General features: G+C 71.6%; 16 protein-coding genes. 8 read left to right on the top strand and 8 right to left on the bottom strand.

Features of this window, described 5'->3' with window-relative positions; all coding sequences use genetic code 11:
- The first annotated feature begins 166 nt into the window (after window positions 1-166).
- Window positions 167-1378 (top strand): pyridoxal phosphate-dependent aminotransferase, encoded by a 1212-nt coding sequence (locus ABT381_RS21130; RefSeq protein ID WP_030265453.1) that lies wholly within the window; start codon window positions 167-169, stop codon window positions 1376-1378.
- Between the two features lie 83 nt (window positions 1379-1461).
- A complete protein-coding gene (locus ABT381_RS21125; RefSeq protein WP_351596415.1) occupies window positions 1462-1866 on the top strand; it encodes an SCO4983 family protein in 405 nt (134 codons plus the stop codon).
- A 135-nt stretch (window positions 1867-2001) separates the two neighbouring features.
- Here the strand turns inward: ABT381_RS21125 and ABT381_RS21120 are convergent, their stop codons facing one another.
- Window positions 2002-3828 carry a phosphoenolpyruvate carboxykinase (GTP) gene (locus ABT381_RS21120; protein ID WP_351596412.1) on the bottom strand — a complete coding sequence of 609 codons (1827 nt, stop codon included), beginning with the start codon at window positions 3826-3828 and terminating at the stop codon, window positions 2002-2004.
- A gap of 230 nt (window positions 3829-4058) precedes the next feature.
- Here ABT381_RS21120 and trhA point away from each other — a divergent pair, with 230 nt between their 5' ends.
- Window positions 4059-4781, top strand: coding sequence for a PAQR family membrane homeostasis protein TrhA (trhA, locus tag ABT381_RS21115; protein ID WP_351596409.1), 723 nt, complete (start codon window positions 4059-4061; stop codon window positions 4779-4781).
- A 388-nt stretch (window positions 4782-5169) separates the two neighbouring features.
- On the opposite strand, the gene ABT381_RS21110 is transcribed toward trhA, so the two are convergent.
- A complete protein-coding gene (locus ABT381_RS21110) occupies window positions 5170-6192 on the bottom strand; it encodes a zinc-binding dehydrogenase (protein ID WP_351596406.1) in 1023 nt (340 codons plus the stop codon).
- A 29-nt stretch (window positions 6193-6221) separates the two neighbouring features.
- Window positions 6222-8252: a thioredoxin domain-containing protein gene (locus tag ABT381_RS21105; RefSeq protein ID WP_351596403.1), complete on the bottom strand. Its 2031-nt coding sequence runs from the start codon at window positions 8250-8252 to the stop codon at window positions 6222-6224.
- A 192-nt stretch (window positions 8253-8444) separates the two neighbouring features.
- On the opposite strand from ABT381_RS21105, the gene ABT381_RS21100 reads away from it, so the two are divergent.
- The gene (locus ABT381_RS21100; RefSeq protein WP_351596400.1) at window positions 8445-11741 is read left to right on the top strand and encodes a tetratricopeptide repeat protein; all 3297 of its coding nucleotides are present in this window, start codon (window positions 8445-8447) and stop codon (window positions 11739-11741) included.
- A 201-nt stretch (window positions 11742-11942) separates the two neighbouring features.
- Here ABT381_RS21100 and ABT381_RS21095 read toward each other — a convergent pair whose 3' ends face one another.
- Together ABT381_RS21095 and mca are read right to left on the bottom strand one after the other, a co-directional pair.
- On the bottom strand, window positions 11943-12284 hold the full coding sequence (locus ABT381_RS21095; RefSeq protein WP_351596397.1) for an RAMP4 family protein: 342 nt from the start codon (window positions 12282-12284) through the stop codon (window positions 11943-11945).
- A 4-nt stretch (window positions 12285-12288) separates the two neighbouring features.
- Window positions 12289-13161 carry a mycothiol conjugate amidase Mca gene (gene mca, locus ABT381_RS21090; RefSeq protein ID WP_351596394.1) on the bottom strand — a complete coding sequence of 291 codons (873 nt, stop codon included), beginning with the start codon at window positions 13159-13161 and terminating at the stop codon, window positions 12289-12291.
- Between the two features lie 108 nt (window positions 13162-13269).
- Here mca and ABT381_RS21085 point away from each other — a divergent pair, with 108 nt between their 5' ends.
- Both ABT381_RS21085 and greA read left to right on the top strand, forming a co-directional pair.
- Entirely contained in the window at window positions 13270-13692 is a 423-nt protein-coding gene (locus ABT381_RS21085; protein ID WP_351596391.1) for a DUF4307 domain-containing protein, read from the top strand.
- A 201-nt stretch (window positions 13693-13893) separates the two neighbouring features.
- Window positions 13894-14391, top strand: coding sequence for a transcription elongation factor GreA (gene greA / locus ABT381_RS21080; RefSeq protein ID WP_351596389.1), 498 nt, complete (start codon window positions 13894-13896; stop codon window positions 14389-14391).
- A gap of 199 nt (window positions 14392-14590) precedes the next feature.
- Here greA and ABT381_RS21075 read toward each other — a convergent pair whose 3' ends face one another.
- The 3 genes from ABT381_RS21075 to ilvA all read right to left on the bottom strand — a co-directional run bounded on the left by ABT381_RS21075 (window position 14591) and on the right by ilvA (window position 18069).
- Window positions 14591-15460: an ABC transporter permease gene (locus ABT381_RS21075; RefSeq protein ID WP_351596386.1), complete on the bottom strand. Its 870-nt coding sequence runs from the start codon at window positions 15458-15460 to the stop codon at window positions 14591-14593.
- Window positions 15457-16425, bottom strand: a complete 969-nt coding sequence (locus tag ABT381_RS21070) for an ATP-binding cassette domain-containing protein (RefSeq protein WP_351596383.1) — start codon at window positions 16423-16425, stop codon at window positions 15457-15459. The genes ABT381_RS21075 and ABT381_RS21070 overlap by 4 nt, the downstream gene beginning before the upstream one ends.
- A gap of 336 nt (window positions 16426-16761) precedes the next feature.
- Window positions 16762-18069, bottom strand: coding sequence for a threonine ammonia-lyase (ilvA, locus tag ABT381_RS21065; RefSeq protein ID WP_351596381.1), 1308 nt, complete (start codon window positions 18067-18069; stop codon window positions 16762-16764).
- Between the two features lie 156 nt (window positions 18070-18225).
- Between ilvA and ABT381_RS21060 the strand changes: the two genes are divergently transcribed.
- Together ABT381_RS21060 and ABT381_RS21055 are read left to right on the top strand one after the other, a co-directional pair.
- Entirely contained in the window at window positions 18226-18726 is a 501-nt protein-coding gene (locus tag ABT381_RS21060; RefSeq protein WP_351596379.1) for a MarR family winged helix-turn-helix transcriptional regulator, read from the top strand.
- Window positions 18727-18951: 225 nt separating this feature from the next.
- Entirely contained in the window at window positions 18952-19455 is a 504-nt protein-coding gene (locus tag ABT381_RS21055; RefSeq protein ID WP_351596377.1) for a sigma factor-like helix-turn-helix DNA-binding protein, read from the top strand.
- Window position 19456 lies beyond the last annotated feature (1 nt).

Below are 19456 nucleotides of genomic sequence, written 5' to 3'. Positions count from 1 at the left end.
GAAGCGCTCGATGGTGACGACTTGCGAAATATCGGCGGTAAGTCGCCGCTGGCTTGGAATGCACATCGAGGGCGCCCCGCGCCGCCGGGTACGCCGCCCCCGCACCGCCTCCCACGTGCGCAATAACACCGCGCGTCCCCTGTTACGCCCCCGTAAGGTGGCGGACATGCAGGTGATCCAGTCAACCAAGCTCGCCAATGTCTGCTACGAGATCCGTGGCCCGGTTCTTGAGGAGGCGATGCGGCTGGAGGCGGCAGGTCATCGCATACTCAAGCTCAACACCGGCAACCCCGCCGCGTTCGGCTTCGAGTGCCCGCCGGAGATCCTGGAGGACATCCTCCGCAGCGTCGGCACGGCGCACGGCTACGGCGACGCGAAGGGTCTGCTCTCCGCGCGGCGCGCGGTGATGCAGCACTACCAGACCCGCGGCATCGAGCTGTCGGTCGAGGACATCTACCTCGGCAACGGCGTCTCCGAGCTGATCCAGATGTCGATGCAGGCGCTGCTCGACGACGGCGACGAGGTGCTCGTACCGGCCCCGGACTATCCGCTGTGGACGGCGTCGGTGTCGCTGTCCGGCGGTACGGCCGTGCACTACCGCTGCGACGAGCAGGCGGACTGGATGCCGGACCTGGCCGACATCGAGCGGAAGGTCACCGACCGCACGAAGGCCATCGTCGTCATCAACCCGAACAACCCCACGGGCGCGGTGTACGACGAAGAGCTGCTGCGCGGCATCGCGGAGATCGCCCGCCGGCACAACCTGATCGTCTGCGCCGACGAGATCTACGACAAGATCCTCTACGACGGCGTGACGCACACACCGTTCGCCTCCCTCGCGCCCGACCTGCTGACGCTGACGTTCAACGGCCTGTCGAAGGCGTACCGGGTGGCGGGCTACCGCAGCGGCTGGCTCGCGGTGTGCGGCCCGAAGGCGCACGCCACCTCGTACATCGAGGGGCTGACGATCCTCGCGAACATGCGGCTGTGCGCCAACATGCCGGCCCAGCACGCGGTGGCCACGGCGCTCGGCGGCCGGCAGTCGATCAACGACCTCGTGCTCCCGGGCGGCCGGCTGCTGGAGCAGCGTGACGCGGCGTTCGACCTGCTCTCGCAGATCCCGGGCGTCAGCTGCGTGAAGCCCAAGGGCGCGCTGTACGCGTTCCCGCGGCTGGACCCGAAGGTGTACAAGATCAAGGACGACCGGCAGATGGTGCTGGACCTGCTGCGCGCCGAGAAGATCATGATCGTGCACGGCACGGGCTTCAACTGGCCGGAGCCGGACCACTTCCGCCTGGTCACGCTGCCGAACAAGGACGATCTGACGGATGCGGTGACCCGGATCGGCAGCTTCCTGGACGGTTACGGTCAGTACTGAGGGGACTCTTTTTCTGTACGCGGGACAACTTTAGACTGAGTCCAAGGTAGGATGGTCTCCTGACGTTGCCAGGAGGCCATTCCATGTACGAGCCGATCCGCACCAAGTCGGTCCACACCATGGCCGAGCAGGATGATTTCCCGCACCGCTCCCGCGAGGAGGAGCTGGACATCCGGCTCGCCGGGCATCTGACCGCCCTGCTGACCACCCTCGACGAGCTGCGTGCGCTGACGCCCGACGGCTCGCTCGACGACGCCGCCGACCGGCTCGCCGAGCAGGTCGCCCGGCTGCGCGGCGGCGACTTCCCGCTGCGCGCCCGGCCGTCCGGCGGCGCCCCGGAGCGCGTCCCCTCGCTCCACCGCCGTGCCCACACCCTCGCCGGGCACGCCCTGGTCGTGGCCAACTCCCGGTCCGACAAGGCCGCCGCGGAGCTGGCCGCGGAACTGATCAGGGTCCACGCGGACGCCGAACGGCTGGCGACCGCCTGACCCCACGGCTTCCGGGGGCGGGCGGTGATTAACCCGCCCGCCCCCGGATTTCCACATCAGCCATCAATTGAGGAACCCCCGCGGCGAGCAACCACCTCCGCGAGAGCGGCGGCGGTTTAGCCGCAAAAAGGGGACTCAGCCGAGGCGCTTGACCAGCGCGCGGTACTCGTCCCACATCTCCGTCGGCGTGTGGTCACCGAAGGTGTTGAGGTGCTCGGGGACCAGCGAGGCCTCGTCGCGCCAGACGTCCTTGTCGACGCTGAGCAGGAAGTCCAGGTCCGCGTCGGCCAGGTCCAGGCCGTCGGTGTCCAGGGCCTCCTTGGTCGGCAGCACGCCGATGGGGGTCTCGACGCCCTCGGCCTTGCCCTCCAGGCGCTCCACGATCCACTTCAGGACGCGGCTGTTCTCGCCGAAGCCGGGCCAGACGAACTTGCCCGCGTCGTTCTTGCGGAACCAGTTGACGTAGTAGATCTTGGGCAGCTTGGCCGCGTCGGCGTTCTTTCCGACCTTGACCCAGTGACCCATGTAGTCACCCATGTTGTAGCCGCAGAACGGCAGCATGGCGAACGGGTCGCGGCGCAGCTCGCCGACCTTGCCCTCGGCCGCCGCGGTCTTCTCGGAGGCGACGTTCGCGCCGAGGAAGACGCCGTGCTGCCAGTCGAAGGACTCGGTGACCAGCGGTACCGCGCTGGCGCGGCGGCCGCCGAAGAGGATCGCCGAGATCGGCACGCCCTTGGGGTCCTCCCACTCGGGCGCGATGATCGGGCACTGGCCGGCCGGGGTGGTGAACCGGGCGTTGGGGTGCGCCGCCGGCGTCTCCGACTCCGGGGTCCAGTCGTTGCCCTTCCAGTCGGTGAGGTGGGCGGGGGTCTCCTCCGTCATGCCCTCCCACCAGACGTCGCCGTCGTCGGTCAGCGCGACGTTGGTGAAGACGGAGTTGCCCCACAGGGTCTTCATGGCGTTGGCGTTGGTGTGCTCGCCGGTGCCGGGCGCGACGCCGAAGAAGCCGGCCTCGGGGTTGATCGCGTACAGCCGGCCGTCCTCGCCGAACCGCATCCAGGCGATGTCGTCGCCGATCGTCTCGACCGTCCAGCCGGAGATCGTGGGCTCCAGCATCGCGAGGTTGGTCTTGCCGCAGGCGCTCGGGAACGCGGCCGCGACGTACTTCGACTCGCCCTGCGGCGGGGTGAGCTTGAGGATCAGCATGTGCTCGGCGAGCCAGCCCTCGTCGCGCGCCATGACGGAGGCGATGCGCAGCGCGTAGCACTTCTTGCCGAGCAGGGCGTTGCCGCCGTAGCCCGAGCCGTAGGACCAGATCTCGCGGTCCTCGGGGAAGTGCGAGATGTACTTCGTGGAGTTGCACGGCCACGGCACGTCCTGCTCGCCCTCCGCGAGCGGGGCGCCGAGGGTGTGCACGGCCTTGACGAAGAAGCCGTCCGAGCCGAGCTCGTCCAGGACCGGCTGGCCCATGCGGGTCATGGTGCGCATCGAGACGGCGACGTACGCCGAGTCGGTGATCTCCACGCCGAGCGCGGAGAGCGGCGAGCCCAGCGGGCCCATGCAGAACGGGACGACGTACATCGTCCGGCCGCGCATCGCGCCCCGGAAGATGCCCTGCTCACCGGAGAAGATCTCCCGCATCTCAGCGGGGGCTTTCCAGTGGTTCGTCGGGCCCGCGTCCTCCTCCTTCTCGGAACAGATGAAGGTGCGGTCCTCCACACGGGCGACGTCCCTCGGGTCGGAGGCCGCGTAGTAGGAGTTGGGCCGTTTGATCGGGTCGAGCTTCTTGAACGTTCCCTTGGCGACCAGTTCCTCACACAGGCGGTCGTACTCCGCCTCCGAGCCGTCGCACCACACGATGCGGTCCGGCTGGGTGATCGACGCGATCTCATCGACCCAGGCGATGAGCTCCTGGTGGGTGGTCGGGTGCTTGAGGGAGGGAGCCGCGTTGTCGCGCGCCACGATCGCTCCTAGATGAGGGGTTTTTACGAACATCAGCACAATGTCCGCTTTTGAAGATGTTGGCCCCTTGGGGGCTGCGACCCGGATGCTTCGTGACCGCTCATCCGGTGCCGACCGCACTCATATGATCATCCGTCGCCGACCGGATTCTGTCCAGAGGGCCCCCTCGTGACCGTCACCACTCGGCGGACTGATCCGTAACCTACGGTTGCGTAGATAGGGTGGCGGCCATGTCTTCCGCGCCCGAAGCCGCCGACAGCCGCACTGCCGAAAGCCCTGCTCAGGCCGTGAACTCCGCGGTCTCCGCGCTGGCTGCCCCCTTCAAGCCCAAGCTGCGGGGGTGGCTGCACGCCGGGATGTTCCCGGCGGTCCTCTTCTCGGGTGTCATGCTCACCGCATTGGCAGACAGCACCCGGGGCCGGGTGGCGTGCGGCGTCTACACGCTCACCGCCTGCCTGCTCTTCGGCGTCAGCGCGATCTACCACCGGGGCAACTGGGGCCCACGGGTACTGGGGATCCTGCGCCGACTGGATCACGCCAATATTTTTCTGATCATCGCGGGCACCTACACGCCACTGACGATCCTGCTGCTCCCGGACGGCCGCCGGGACCTCCTGCTGTGGGGCATCTGGGCGGCCGCCGCCCTCGGCATCGCCTTCCGCGTCTTCTGGGTCGGCGCGCCACGATGGCTCTACACACCCTGCTACATCGCGATGGGCTGGGCGGCGGTCTTCTTCCTCCCGGACTTCCTGCAGAAGGGCGGCGTCGCCGTCCTCGTGCTCGTGATCGTCGGCGGGCTGCTCTACAGCGCGGGCGGCGTGATCTACGGGATCAAGCGCCCGAACCCGTCACCTCGGTGGTTCGGCTTCCATGAGGTCTTCCACTCCTTCACCCTCGCGGCGTTCGTCGTGCACTACGTGGGCATCTCGCTGGTCGCCTATTCGCACGCCTGATACGGGCGCGGGGCCGCAGGGCGCGGCCCCACCGCCCCCGGCGATCCGGCCCCACCGTGGCCGCGGCCTCGACGCCGCGGCCACTTGCCATGTCAGGGCCGTCACCCCGGCCAGTACCAGCGCGAGGACCACGGCCGTGCCGCCCACCAGGAAGCCGCCGACACACACCACGGCGGCCAGTACGACCGCTCCGTGCAGCGCGGTACGCATCCGCAACACCCCCTCCAGCTCTCACTGAATGTGACTGTGCGCTCTTAGAGCGTTACACATCCCACTGACAACGGGGAGACCGCCGAAGCGGGCGGGAGCGGGCGGGACGGCGACGGGAGGCGGGCCGGACCGCTTTACAGGTCCACCAATAACGCTTTACAGGCCCGCCAGTACCGCTTTACAGGTCCACGAGTACCGCGCCGAGGTGGCGGCCCTCGGTCAACTCCCGCAGCGCGCGCGGGGCCTGCTCGATCCCCTCGAAGCGCACGTGCGGGAAGGTGAGCGTGCCCTCGCGCAGCCCCTGGCCGAACTGCCGGTTCCATTCCGGGATGAGGTCCAGATGGTCGAAGAGGGCCATGCCGCGCAGCGTGATGCTGCGCGAGAGGACCGACAGCGTGTCGATCTCGGTCGTGGCCGGGGCGGCGGCGGACATCTGGGCGGCCAGCGCGCCGACGATCGCCATCCGGGCGCCGCGGTTGGCGAGGGTGAGGGCGGCCTGCAGTTGCTCGCCGCCCACGTTGTCGAAGAGCGCGTCGACGCCGTCCGGCGCCGCCTTGCGCAGCTGGTCCACGATCGGGCCCGCGCCGCGGATCACCACGGCGTCGTAGCCGAGCCCGTCCATGAGCCGGTCGGCCTTGGCGCGGGAGCCCGTACTGCCGATGACGCGGGCGGCGCCGCGCTGCTTGGCTAGCTGCCCGGCGAGCGACCCGACGCCGCCGGCGGCCCCGGTGATGAACACGGTGTCCCCGGGGCGCACGTCGGCGCCCCGCCCGATCCCCATCAGCGCGGTGGGCCCCTGGGAGAGGTACGCCGCGGGGTCGGGCAGCAGGTCCGGGTCCAGCCGCTGCGCCTGGGAGGCGTCCATGACGGCGAACTCGCGCCAGCCGAGCCGGTGTTCCACCAGGTCGCCGGGGGTGAGGTCGGTGCCGGGCGCGGCCACCACCTCGCCCACGGCGGCGCCGTGCAGCGGGGCACCGATCTCGTAGGACGGCATCGGCACGGCGCTCTGTTCGTCCATGAGGGTGCGCATCACGGCGGCGACGCCCATGGTGGTGGTGCGGACGAGGATCTGGCCCGGCGCCGGTTCCGGTACGGGCACTTCGGCGATCTCGAAGAGGTCGTCGGTGACCGCGCCCGTAGGGCGGGCGGCCAGCCGGACTTCGCGGTGGGTGGTGGGCACTTCACTGCGATGGGTGGTCATGGGACGACGCTAGTGCCCACCTCCCTGTGTCACCGCTCTTTGAGACGCTCGGCCAGTTCACCCGGGTCGGCGGTGGGCCGCTCACAGGTGAAGTTTCGGCACACGTAGGCGGCGGGGCGGCCGTCCAGCAGCGGCCGGTCCTTCAGGAGCGGCACCTCCTCGCTCCCGGGCTCGCCGACCGCGACCACCGCGCCGGGCGCGGTGCCCAGCAGCGCGGCGCGGTGCAGTTCGCGGGTGGCCTCGTCGTCGTACGAGCCGACCACCGCGACCTCGCGCGGGCCGTCCAGCAGCGCCTCGGCGGCCGCGAGCCCCCAGCCGATGAAGCGCGGGGCGCGGCCGCTGAGCGCCTTGACGATGCCGAGCGCGCCCTCGGCGGCCTCCCGGTGCGGCGCGCTGCCGGTGAGCGCCGCATACGAGAGCAGGGCGCCGGCCGCCGCGGTCCACCCGGAGGGCGTGGCGTTGTCGGTCGGGTCCTGGGGGCGGCGGATCAGCGCCTCGGCGTCGTCCGCGGTGTCGTACAACGAGCCGTCCGTACCCCGGAAGTGGATCAGCACGGTGTCCAGGAGGAGGCCCGCGAAGTCGGCCCACACGCCTTCGCCGGTGACCTGGGCCAGCGCGAGGAAGCCCTCGGAGACGTCCGCGTAGTCCTCCAGGACACCGGAGTTGGTGCCGGGGGTGCCGTCGCGCGAGGTGCGGTGCAGCCGCGCCCGGCCGTCCAGGTGGACGCGGACGAGCAGGTCGGCGGCGTCGGTCGCGGCCTGGACGAGGTCCGGGCGGTCGAAGTACGCGCCGGTCTCCGCGAGCGCGGCGATGGCCAGGCCGTTCCAGGCGGCCACGACCTTGTCGTCCCGGCCGGGGCGGGGCCGTTCGTCGCGCGCGGCGCGCAGCCGCTCCTTGATGCCGGCGATCCGGTCGGCGTCCAGCAGCCCGTCGGTGTCGGGGAGCTGGAGCACGGAGGCGCCCTCCTCGAAGGTGCCCTCCTCGGTGACGCCGAAGTACTCGGCGGCCACCTGCGCGTCCTTCTCCCCCAGCACCTCGGTCAGCTGCTCGGGCGTCCAGACGTAGTACGCGCCCTCCACGTGTTTGCCCGACCCGTCGTCGCTGTCCGCGTCCAGTGCGGAGGCGAAACCGAGCTGGTCGGTGCGGAGTTCGCGGACCATGAAGTCGGCGGTCTCCAGGGCGATGCGGCGGGCGAGGCCGGAGCCCGTGGCGCGCCACAGGTGTGCGTACACCCGGCACAGCAGCGCATTGTCGTACAGCATCTTCTCGAAATGCGGAACTACCCATTCCGCGTCCACGGAATAGCGCGCGAAGCCGCCGCCGAGCTGGTCGTAAATGCCGCCGCGCGCCATCGCCTCGCAGGTGGCCGTCACCATCTGCAGCGCGCCCTCGGAATCGGTCCTGGCGTGGTGGCGCAGCAGGAATTCCAGCACCATCGACGGCGGGAATTTCGGCGCGCCGCCGAATCCGCCGCGGCTCGCGTCGAAGTCCCGGGTCAGCTGCATGAGAGCGGCGAGCAGATCCTCCCGCTCCGGCGGCCGCGCCCCGCCGGCGGTCAGCGAGCGGCCGGCGAGATCGCGCACGATCTTCCCCGCGACCTCCCCGACCTCCTCCCTGCGGTCCGTCCAGGCGCTCTTCACGCCCTCCAGGACCTGGGAGAACGAGGGCATGCCGTGGCGCGGCGCGGGCGGGAAGTAGGTACCGAAGTAGAACGGCTCGGCCTCCGGCGTGAGGAAGACCGTCATCGGCCAGCCCCCGTGCCCCGTGGCGGCCTGCACGGCCTCCATGTACACGGCATCGACGTCCGGGCGTTCCTCGCGGTCCACCTTCACCGGCACGAAGTTCTCGTTCAGCAGCGCGGCGGTGGCCTCGTCCTCGAAGGATTCGTGCGCCATGACATGACACCAGTGACAGCTGCTGTAACCGACGCTGAGCAGCACCGGGACGCCGCGCCGCCGCGCCTCCTCGAACGCCTCTGTGGACCACGGCCACCACTCGACCGGGTTTTCGGCGTGCTGGAGCAGATACGGGGAAGTCTCATGAGCCAGGCGGTTCGGCATGGGGCCATCCTCTCTCACGGGTGCGCCCGGAACGTGCGTGGCGGATCCGCCGGGGGCCCGCAATACCCGGCACGGCGGATGTTTCACGGTCCGTGTGACACGTCCGGGCGGAGTTATCCACAGGGCTGCCGGATTCGGCGGGGAGACGGAACACTGGGCGTACAAAGCGATCATCGCTGGAGGGGGATCCGGATGACGGGCTCACCGACTGTTCTGCGCGACGCCCATCGCGCGGACGCGGACGCGCTGTTGGCGCGCGCGGTCGAGGAAGAGGTGCGCCGCTCGGGCGGGCGCGTCGACGGGGGTGTCCTGCTCGGCAGGGCGCGCGCCGCGCTGGACCAGCTGGCGGCCGGTGCCGCCGAGGAGTACGGCGCGTATGTGCGGGCGCTGGACGAGACGGCGGCGGCGCGCCGGCCGCTGACGGAGCGGCTGACCCGCAAGGAGACGGGCACGCCCGCGGTGGTCACGCTGACCGCGGCGGTCGCCGCCGTCATCGCCGACCTCGCGTTCGGCACGGGCCCGGGACCGGCGCTGGGCACCGGGGCCGCGGTCGCGGTCGCGGGGGCCGCGGCGACGGTCCTGAAGCTGACGGCGGGGCACTGGCCGGCCGCGCACCAGGAGGCGGGGATGCGCGGCCAGCCGGGCGGCCCGGAGCAGCTGCGGCTGCAGTGGCTGACGGCCCTGGAGGTGCGCGGCATCCGCCCGTATCTGGACCAGCAGCGGATGCTGACGGCGGCGACGCGGAACAGCGCGGGGGGCAGCGGCAAGAGCGCCGGGACGGGCGGGCGCGGACCGCAGTTGCGCGGCGGCGACCGCAGCGCGGCGGCCCGCCGGCGGTCGGTGCTGGCGGAGTCCTTCCACCATCTCCCGGACCCGCAGGGCCCGTTCGCCGGGCGCCGGCCCCAGCTGACGCAGATCACCCAGTGGGTGCACGCCGCCCGCGCCAGTACGGAGACCAAGCCGACGGTGGTGGTGCTGCACGGCGAGCCGGGCTCGGGGCGCACCGCGCTCGCGGTGCGGGCCGCGCGGCAGTTGCGCGACCAGTTCCGCGGGGCGTGCGTGGTGGACCTGCGCGGCGAGACGCCGGGCGAGGCCCCGCTGGCCACCCGGGACGCGCTGCTGCACCTGCTGAACCGCCTCGGGGCGCCGCGCGAGCAGCTGCTGTTCCGCGAGCGGCCCTCGCCCGAGCAGCACGTGAAGCGGCTGACGGAGCTGTACCACCAGCATCTGACCAACCTCCCGGTGGTGGTCCTGCTGGACGACGCCACCGACCCGGAGCAGGTCCGCACGCTGGTGCCGGACCGTTCGGAGTCCCTGGTGCTGGTCACGGCGCGGGAGCCGCTGGAGCTGCCCGCCGGCCCTGCCGCGTGGGTGCACCAACTGCCGGTGGGCCCGCTGGACACCGCGGGCGTCGAGGAGCTGCTGCGCGCCGCCGGTACGGAGGCGGGGGACGCGGCCGGGCCGTACGACTCCCAGGCGCTGGACCGGATCGGCGAGCTCTGCGCCGGGCTGCCGCTGCCGCTGCGGGTGGCGGGCTCCTCGCTCGGCCCGCGCGACCCCGCCACGCTGGCGGCGGACCTCGCGGCCTACGGCCCCGTGACGCCCGTGGAGCGGGCCCTGTGGCTGCGGTACGCCGATCAGTCCGAGACGGAGCGGCGGCTGCTGCGCCGGCTGGCGCTGGTCGGCCGGGCGAGCCTGGGCGCGGCAGCGGCGGCGGCGCTGCTGGGCGTCGAGGAGCAGGAGGCGGAGCAGCGGCTGGCCCGGCTGGCCGCGGCCGGCCTGGTCGAGCACGTGCGCGGCAGCCGGTACCGCCTGCACTCCCTGGTGCACCGCTTCGCGCACGCCCGGCTGCTGGACGAGGAGGACCCGGCCGAGCGGTCCACCGCCCAGGAGCGGCTGATGCGCAGCTACGCCGAGCTCGCGGACTCCGTCATCCGCCTGGTGGACGGCAACACCTCCACCCGCGCCGACCGCTTCGGCTCACACGGCTTCACCTCGCTGGACGCGGCGCTGCAGTGGCTGGACGACGAGACCAGCTTCATCACGTCCGCGCTGCGCCACGCCGACCAGGACGTGGACCAGGCCACGCTCTCCCACCTCCTCGGCGCCCTCGCCGACTACTGCCTGCTCCGCGGCGACCTGTACCGCCTGGGCGAGCTGAACGAGCTGACGAAGGCCGCCGACAAGGGTCTGCTGGCCCGCTCTGTCCAGTGGCGCACGGGCGTCGCGGCCCGTCAGCTCGGCGAGCTGGACAAGGCCCGTACGACGCTGTCCTCGGTGGTCGACCTGTACTTCGAGGCGGAGCACCCGGTGGGCGCGGCGCGCGCCCTGCGCGACCTGGGCATCACCCTCCAGCAGCAGGGCAATCTCACCGAGGCGGCGGCGAAGCTGCGGGAGGCGCTGACGATGCAGGGCGGGGACGCCATGCGCGGCGACCGCGCGTGGACGCTGCACGCCCTGGCGGCGGTGGAGCGGGACCGCGCGCAGCTGGGCGAGGCCTTCGCGCTGCTCGACGAGGCGCTGGAGCTGCACCGGGAGAGCGAGAGCGTGCACGGCCAGGCGTGGGCGCACTTCCAGCTCGGCCAGGCGTGTCTGCGCCAGGGTGACGTGCCGCGGGCCGAGCGCGAGCTCCAGGAGGCGCTGGAGCTGTACGGCCGCACGCACGACGAGCGCGGCGAGGCGTGGGCGATGACCCAGCTGGCCCGGGCCCGGCTGGTGGACGGCGATCCGGGCTCCGCCGTGGACCAGCTGCGCCAGGCCCTCCCGCTGCACCGCCGGCACGAGGACGCCCGGGGCGAGGCCTGGACGCTGTACTACCTCGGCCAGGCCCTGGAGGAGGACGGCGACAAGGACGGGGGCGTGCGGCAGCTGGACCGGGCGCGCACGATGTTCAGCCGGATGCACGACGCGTACGGCCTGGCGTGCGCCCGGCACCACTCCGGGCGGATCACCCGTGACGTGCGGGCCACCCAGACCGGCTCGCTGCGCAACAGCGGCTTCGCGCGCCAGCTGCTGCAGGACGCCCGCCGGGACTTCCAGCGGATCGGGGTGCCGCACAGCGAGGCGTGGTCCTGCCTGGAGCTGGTGGTCATCGACGCGGGGAACGGCCGGAGCGCGCAGGCCCTGGAGCTGGCCGACGAGGCGGCGGAGATCTTCGCGGGCTACGGCGACCGGCGCGGCGAGGACTGGGCCCGCTTCCTGCGCTGCACGCTGCTGCCGCTGGCCTCGCCGGGCGGCTCTGTGGTGGGCACGGCCGTCGCCCAGGAGGAGCTGGCGGAGCTGCGGCGCTCCCCGCATCCGGCCCGCGACTCCAAGCTGGAGGACTGCGCCGAGGCGTACGCCGTGCTGCTGGACCGCGGCGTCGAGCCGGAGGCCGGCTGGCAGGCGTGGCGCCTGGGCATGGTCCCGACCCGCCACGCCCGCGAGGTCATGGGCGTCCCGCTGGAGCCAATACCCAGGCCGGACCGGCCGCGGGCGACGCCCGCGTAACGGCCATGGCCGACCCGGCCCGCGGACGGCGGCCGGGCCCGGCCGCCCAGTCGGTACGAGGCGCGCCGGCGCACCACGAAGCCCGGCTTCCCGGGCAGCACGAAGCCCGGCCGGGCGGCATGCAGACCGGCCGGGCGGCTCGGGCGCCGCGCGGAAGCGGGCGGGCAGGCGGCAGCCCCCGAGGGCGGCCGCCGCCCCCGCTCAGGTCGTCTTCGGGGTGCCCTCGGCCGGAGAGGCCGGAGAGGCCGGAGAGGCCGGAGAGGCCGGAGAGGCCGAGGAGGCCGTGGTGTTCTTCGCCGACGGCTCCGGGGCGCCGCCGTCGGCGCCGTCACCGCTGTCGCCCGTGGCGGCTGCGCCGGGCTTCTGCTCGAAGTCGACCTTCCGCATGTGCTTGTTCATCGACTTCATCAGCAGCCAGACGGCGCCGCCGATGACCGCGAAGACGATGAAGCCGAGGACTCCGGGGGTCACCTTGTTCTCGTCCAGGTCCTTTGCGAGGGGGACGAGATGAGTCATGGCGAGGGTGCTGTTCGCGCTCATCATGAGGTCAATTGTTGCGGATGCCCGCGAAGAGGTCGTCCTCGGGGAGGGAGGTGTCCACCAGAGACTTGGCGAGCTCGTACTCCTCGGTGGGCCAGACCTCCTTCTGGATCTCCATCGGGACGCGGAACCACCCGCCGTCGGGGTCGATCTGCGTGGCGTGCGCGATCAGCGCCTTGTCCCGGATCTCGAAGTAGTCCGCGCACGGGATGTACGTGGTCAGCGTGCGCTCGGCCCGCTCGAAGGACTTCCAGCGCTCCAGCCAGTCGCCGTACGGCGAGTCCATGCCGCGCTCCAGCAGCGCCTCGTGCAGCGCGACCGTGCGGGGGCGGTTGAAGCCCTGGTTGTAGTACAGCTTCAGCGGCTGGTAGGGCTCGCCCGCGTCCGGGTACTTCGAAGCGTCACCGGCCGCCTCGAAGGCCACCATCGTGATCTTGTGCGTCATGATGTGGTCGGGGTGCGGGTAGCCGCCGTTCTCGTCGTACGTCGTGATGACCTGCGGCTTGAACGAACGGATCAGCTTCACCAGCGGCTCGGCCGCGGCCTCGACGTCCTGGAGTGCGAAGCAGCCCTCGGGCAGCGGCGGCAGCGGGTCGCCCTCGGGCAGCCCGGAGTCCACGAAGCCCAGCCACTCCTGCTTGACGCCCAGGATCTCCCGGGCCTCGTCCATCTCCTTCTTGCGCACCTCGTGGATGTGCGCCTCGATGTACGGATCGCCCTGGAGTTTCGGATTGAGGATGTCGCCGCGCTCTCCCCCGGTGCAGGTAGCGACCAGCACGTCCACCCCCTCGGACACGTACTTGGCCATGGTGGCCGCGCCCTTGCTCGACTCATCGTCGGGGTGGGCGTGCACGGCCATCATTCGCAGCTGCTCAGTCAAGACTCGATCCTCAGTCAAGGGTCACGGGACGCCGTTGAACGACGCCTTCTATAGTGACCGAAGCGAGGGGGCAATTAATTCCAGGTTCCCCTTACCAGGAGGAAGATCATGACCGCGGTGCGCGACGGACTGCCCGACGGACGGTACGGCCGTACCGCCGACGAGCGAGCCGACCGCAAGCTGAAGGTCATCGGCGCGGTGCTCGGTGCCGCGCTGGTCGCCGTGGTCGCCTGGTTCGGGATCTCCTACATCACCGGGCAGGACGTCAGCGGCCGCCTGGTCACGTACAAGGTCGTCTCCGACACGGCGGTGCAGGCGCACCTGGAGGTCGTGAAGGACACCGGCGCCACGGGCACGTGCACCCTCCGCTCGCAGTCCGCCGACGGCACCGAGGTCGGCCGCAAGGACGTCCCGGTCGATCAGGCGAAGGGGCAGGTCGACACGGTGATCACGATCCGGACCACGGCCCGGGCGACCAACGCCGAGCTGGTCGGCTGCACGACCTCGGACGCCCCGGGCCGAAACACCTGAAAGCCGGTGGCCGCCAGGCCGCCCCAGGACTCGCCCGGAATCGCCTTCCGGCCCGCCTGACCAGCGGTGACGTGTTTTTTGCGGTTTACCGCTCCCCCTTTTGTGCCGTAATTGTTAGGCTCGTGGTTTCGCCCACCCGAGAAGGCGCAAGCCTTCCTGGTAGGGCGTTTGATTTATCCCCAGTACCGACGAGGAGCACCTGTGACCCAGACCAGCGACAACGTCACCTGGCTGACCCAGGAGGCGTACGACCAGCTCAAGGCCGAGCTGGAGTACCTGTCTGGTCCCGCACGCGCCGAGATCACCGAAAAGATCGCGGCGGCCCGCGAGGAAGGTGACCTGAAGGAGAACGCCGGGTACCACGCGGCCAAGGAGGAGCAGGGCAAGCAGGACCTCCGGATGCGCCAGCTCAAGCAGCTGCTGGAGACCGCGAAGGTCGGCGAGGCGCCCTCCACCGCCGGTGTCGTGGCCCCCGGCACGGTCGTCACCATCGCGTTCGACGGAGACCCGGACGACACGCTGACGTTCCTGCTGGCCTCGCGGGAGTACGCGAGCTCGGACATCGAGACCTACTCCCCGCAGTCCCCGCTGGGCACCGGGGTCAACGGCAAGAAGATCGGCGAGACCGCGGAGTACGAGCTGCCCAACGGCAAGAAGGCGGCCGTGAAGATCCTGGAGGCCAAGCCCTACACGGGCTGAGCCCCACGGACCACGGCCACCACGGCCGCGCCCGCGACGCGCGGCGGCCGCCCAGCAGCATCGAAGGGGCCCGGATCGGCAGAGCTGATCCGGGCCCCTTCGACGTACCCCGCATGCGGCGCCGACGTACCCTCACGCGCCCGTCGACGTACCTGTACGAGGCGTCGACCCACCCGCACACGGCGCACGCCGCGCCCGCTCAAGCCGTCGCCGACCGGTACTTCCGTACCGCCAGCGTGCGGAAGACCGCGATGATGACGACCGACCACAGCACCGAGGCCAGGATCGGGTGCTGCATGGGCCAGGCGTCCGGCACCGGATAACCGGCCGGCAGATTGCCGAACAGATCGCGCGCGGCCTGCACCGTGGCGCTGAACGGGTTCCACTCGGCGATGTGCCGCAGGAACGCCGGCATGGAGTCCGAGGGCACGAACGCGTTCGAGACGAAGGTCAGCGGGAACAGCCAGATCAGGCCGCCGGAGGTCGCCGCCTCCGGGGTCCGCACGGAGAGCCCGATCAGCGCGCCGATCCACGAGAAGGCGTACCCCAGCAGGAGCAGCAGGCCGAATCCGGCCAGTACCTTGCCGAGGTTCTCGTGCGTGCGCCAGCCGATGATCAGCGCGACGGCCGCGAGCACGACGAGGGTGAGCGCCGTCTGTACGAGGTCGGCGAGCGTGCGCCCGGTGAGGACCGCGCCGCGGGCCATCGGCAGCGACCGGAAGCGGTCGATGAGGCCCTTGTGCATGTCGTCCGCGATGCCCGCGCCCGCGCCCGCCGTGGCGAAGGTGACGGTCTGCGCGAAGATGCCCGCCATCAGGAAGGCGCGGTACTGCTCCGGGTCGATCGGCCCCTGCTGGCCCGGCAGCTGGATCGCGCCGCCGAAGACGTAGCTGAACAGCACCACGAACATGATCGGCTGCACCAGACCGAAGATCACCATCTCCGGGATGCGCAGCATCCTGATGAGGTTGCGCCTGGCGACCACGAGCGAGTCCCGTACGGACTGCCCGACACCGCCCTGCGGCTGCGGCGCACCGGCCCGCCGGGACGCTTCCGTGATGATGCTCATGCGCCCTCCTCCTCTTCCGCCGGGATCTCGGCCGCGTGGCCGGTCAGCGAGATGAAGACGTCGTCCAGGGTCGGCCGGCGCAGCCCGATGTCGTCGATCTCGACGCCCCGGGCGTCCAGCTCACGGATGACCTCGGCGAGCAGCTTCGCGCCGCCGCTGACCGGCACGGTGATCCTGCGGGTGTGCGGCTCGACCTTCGTCGCGCCCTTGCCGAAGCCGCGCAGCACCTCGTCGGCGGTGCCCAGCTGCTCGGGCGTGTGCACGACGACCTCGACGCGTTCGCCGCCGGTCTGTGCCTTGAGCTGGTCGGACGTGCCGCGTGCGATGACCCGGCCGTGGTCGACCACGCAGATGTCGTGCGCGAGGTGGTCGGCCTCTTCGAGGTACTGGGTGGTGAGCAGCAGCGTCGTGCCGCCCGCGACCAGCTCCTGGATGACGTCCCACAGCTGCTGGCGGTTGCGCGGGTCCAGGCCGGTGGTCGGCTCGTCCATGAACATCACGGGCGGGCTGACGACCAGCGCTGCGGCCAGGTCCAGCCGGCGCCGCATACCGCCGGAGTAGGTCTTCGCGGGCCGGTCCCCCGCGTCGGCGAGGTGGAACCGGTCGAGCAGTTCGCCGGCCCGCGCCTTCGCCGCCTTCGCGCCCATCTGGTACAGCCGGCCGACCATCGTGAGGTTCTCGCGGCCGGTCAAGTACTCGTCCACGGCGGCGAACTGGCCGGACAGGCCGATCGCGCGCCGCACTTCGTTGGGGTGTTTCAGTACGTCGATCCCGGCCACCTCCGCCGTGCCGCTGTCGGGCCGCAGCAGGGTCGTCAGGACCCGGACGGTGGTGGTCTTGCCGGCGCCGTTCGGGCCGAGCAGACCGAGGACGGTTCCTTCGGGGACGTCGAGGTCGACGCCGTCCAGAGCCCTGACTTCGCCGAAGGTCTTCACGAGACCCTCGGCGTGAATAGCGCCTGGCATGGAGGCACTCCCGGGGTTGGGTTTCGAGGGAAATCTTACGTTTGCCGGGCTTCACCCGCTCGGCGGACGGCCGGCTCACAGGACGGCACGATTGCGCCACAGGACGGGACCGTTCCGGCGCGGCTTTCAGCGACCGTTCCACGGATGTTACCGACGCACGCGATACATCGCGATACCCGTACGGGTTCGCGTACCCCTCTCCTCCGCGCACTCTCCCGAGTACTCCCGGGCACTCCCGGGCACCCATGCGCAACGGCTGACGCCCCAAAGGACATCGGCCGCAGCATGCATATGTCGTGTCCTGGCGTGCGCGCCAGGACGGTGAACGGTACGAGATCAGGCGATGACCGTGTATCCGGCCTCGCGGAGCGCCGTGCCGACCTCCGTGCAGTGCTCCGGCCCCTGCGTCTCCAGGTGCAGTTCGACCTCGGCCTCCGTGATGCCGAGCCGCGGATCGGTCCGTACGTGGCTCACGTCGAGCACATTGGCGTCCGCCTCGGACAGCACGCCCAGCAGCGTCGCGAGCGCGCCCGGGCGGTCCGTCAGCCGCAGCCGCAGCGACAGATAGCGACCGGCCGCCGCCATGCCGTGCCGCAGGATGCGCTGCGTGAGCAGCGGGTCGACGTTGCCGCCGGAGAGCACCGCGACCACCGGTCCCTGGAACGCCTCCGGCTCCGACAGCAGCGCCGCGACCGGGCTCGCGCCGGCCGGCTCCACGACCATCTTCGCCCGCTCCAGGCAGAGCAGCAGGGCGCTGGAGAGCGCGTCCTCGGAGACCGTACGGACCTCGTCGACCAGCTCGCCGATGATCCCGAACGGCACGTCGCCCGGCCGCCCGACCTTGATCCCGTCCGCCATCGTCGTCGGCGACTCGATGGAGACCGGGCGCCCGGCGGCCAGCGAGGGCGGGTACGCGGCGGCGCCGGCCGCCTGCACGCCGATGACCCGCACGTCGGGACGTACCGCCTTCACGGCGACCGCGACGCCCGCGGCGAGCCCGCCGCCCCCGATGCCGACCACGATCGTGCGGACCTCGGGGCACTGCTCCAGGATCTCCAGGCCGACCGTGCCCTGTCCGGCGATGATGTCGCGGTGGTCGAAGGGGTGGATGAAGACCGCGCCCGTCTCGCGCGCGTACTCCTGCGCGGCGGCCAGCGTCTCGTCGACGACCTGACCGTGCAGCCGCACCTCGGCGCCGTAGTCGCGGGTCGCGGCGACCTTGGGCAGCGGGGCCCCTTCGGGCATGAAGACGGTCGAGCGGACGCCCAGCAGGGACGCGGCCAGCGCCACCCCCTGCGCGTGGTTACCGGCGCTCGCCGCCACCACTCCGCAGGAACGTTCCTCCGCAGAGAGCCCCGCGATCCGCACGTACGCACCGCGGATCTTGAACGAGCCGGTGCGCTGGAGGTTCTCGCACTTGAAGTGCACCGGCGCGCCCACCAGCCCGGACAGGTAACGGCTGCCCTCCATGGCGGTGGACCGGCTCACCCCGGAGAGCAGCTTCTGCGCGCCGATGATGTCGTCAAGCGTGACGGCGGGAAGCACCCCTGTGTCTGCGGCGGCCTGCGAAGCGGCGGCGGCCGCCTCGGAACCGGTGGTCCCGGATGCGGCGGAAGCGGGCGTCTGCGGCGTGTGATCGGCCATGGCGCCAGTCTTACAGCTCACGCCGCCGCGGGCGCCCGCGGCCCGGAGAGCCGCCCCGCGGCCGTACATCTTTGGTCAGCGCCGGTACGGTCCCCGCGCGGGCCGCGTACTCTGTCCCCCAATCCGTACGCACCCCCATGAAGCGAGCATCCGGCCATGCCCACCTCTTCGGACATGACGACCCACACCGATCCCGCTCTCCTTGACGCGCTGCAACATCAAGTGGCCGTCTTCGCCCGTCGCGCCGAACAGAGCCGGCTCGGCGGGGTCGGGCAGGCGCGCAACTCCATGGACCGCGCCGCCTACCTGCTGCTCAACCGGCTCGACCAGGAAGGCGCGATGGGCGTCAAGGCCCTCGCCGCGGGCATGGGCATCGACTCCTCGACCGTCACCCGCCAGGTCGCGCCGCTGGTCGACGCGGGGCTGGTCACCCGCGCCTCGCACCCCGAGGACGGGCGCGCGGTCGTCCTGCAGCTCTCCGAGCGCGGCCGGGCCCGCCTGGAGGAGGTACGCGCGTCACGCCGCGAGCTGATGGCGCTGGTCACGGAGGAGTGGAGCGAGGAGGAGCGCAACGCCTTCACCACGCTCCTGACCCGCTTCAATGTCTCCCTCTCGACGGTGACGGCGTCACTGTCCCCGGGGGCGCCGGCGTCCTGAGCGACGCCCGGACACGTGCAGTACCGGCGTCCTGAGCGACGCCCGGACACGTACGGTGCCGGCTTCCTGAGCGACGCCCTGAAGCGTGCGGTGCCGGCTTCCTGAGCCGAGCCGCGCCGGCCCTCGGGCCGCGCCCGCCCGCCGCACGCCTCTTGACCCCGTGCCCCGCGCTGCCGTGCCATGGAGCCATGGCCGGGCCATCGGGTCCGCGAGCCGGGAGGCGCTGTGCGAGAGCGGCGGGCTGCACTGGAGCACCGCCGCGCCCAGGAATTCGAAGCCTTCGTGGCGGGCGCGGCGGGTCGGTTACTGCGCACGGCCACGCTGCTGACGGCCGAACCGCCCGGCGTCCCCGCACCCGCCGCCGAAGAACTGCTGACCGTCGCGCTGGCCCGCACGTACGCGTCCTGGGACCGGCTGCGCGGCGAGGACCCCTACGACCGCACCCGCCAGGAGCTGGCCGGGCACTTCGCCCGTACGGCGTGGCGCCACCGGCGGGCGCGCGGCGGCCTGCTGGACCGGCTCACCCCGCAGGAACGGCTGGTTCTCGTCCTGCGGCTGTACGAGGGCATCGCCGAGGAGCAGACCGCGGCCTTACTGGGACTGCCCGCCGAACGCGTACACGCGCTGTGCCTACGGGCGGTCGCCGAGATGCGCAGCACGAGGCCGGGTACCCGGCGCGGCACCGGACCGCCGTCCGCCGCCGCGGGGGCCGGGGCGGTGGCTCCGTGAG

Source organism: Streptomyces sp. NPDC000151, assembly GCF_040301705.1.
Classification (GTDB): Bacteria; Actinomycetota; Actinomycetes; order Streptomycetales; family Streptomycetaceae; genus Streptomyces.
The sequence above is the reverse complement of the archived record's forward strand: the minus strand, read 5'-3'. Positions and strand labels throughout refer to the sequence as shown.

Coding starts and splice junctions, on each gene's coding strand:
- ABT381_RS21070 (WP_351596383.1), bottom strand. CDS start 16,425: ATGCCAGGCGCTATTCACGCCGAGGGTCTCGTGAAGACCTTCGGCGAA.
- trhA (WP_351596409.1), top strand. CDS start 4,059: ATGTCTTCCGCGCCCGAAGCCGCCGACAGCCGCACTGCCGAAAGCCCT.
- ABT381_RS21130 (WP_030265453.1), top strand. CDS start 167: ATGCAGGTGATCCAGTCAACCAAGCTCGCCAATGTCTGCTACGAGATC.
- ABT381_RS21075 (WP_351596386.1), bottom strand. CDS start 15,460: ATGAGCATCATCACGGAAGCGTCCCGGCGGGCCGGTGCGCCGCAGCCG.
- ABT381_RS21125 (WP_351596415.1), top strand. CDS start 1,462: ATGTACGAGCCGATCCGCACCAAGTCGGTCCACACCATGGCCGAGCAG.
- ABT381_RS21095 (WP_351596397.1), bottom strand. CDS start 12,284: ATGATGAGCGCGAACAGCACCCTCGCCATGACTCATCTCGTCCCCCTC.
- ilvA (WP_351596381.1), bottom strand. CDS start 18,069: ATGGCCGATCACACGCCGCAGACGCCCGCTTCCGCCGCATCCGGGACC.
- ABT381_RS21100 (WP_351596400.1), top strand. CDS start 8,445: ATGACGGGCTCACCGACTGTTCTGCGCGACGCCCATCGCGCGGACGCG.
- ABT381_RS21105 (WP_351596403.1), bottom strand. CDS start 8,252: ATGCCGAACCGCCTGGCTCATGAGACTTCCCCGTATCTGCTCCAGCAC.
- ABT381_RS21085 (WP_351596391.1), top strand. CDS start 13,270: ATGACCGCGGTGCGCGACGGACTGCCCGACGGACGGTACGGCCGTACC.
- ABT381_RS21060 (WP_351596379.1), top strand. CDS start 18,226: ATGCCCACCTCTTCGGACATGACGACCCACACCGATCCCGCTCTCCTT.
- ABT381_RS21110 (WP_351596406.1), bottom strand. CDS start 6,192: ATGACCACCCATCGCAGTGAAGTGCCCACCACCCACCGCGAAGTCCGG.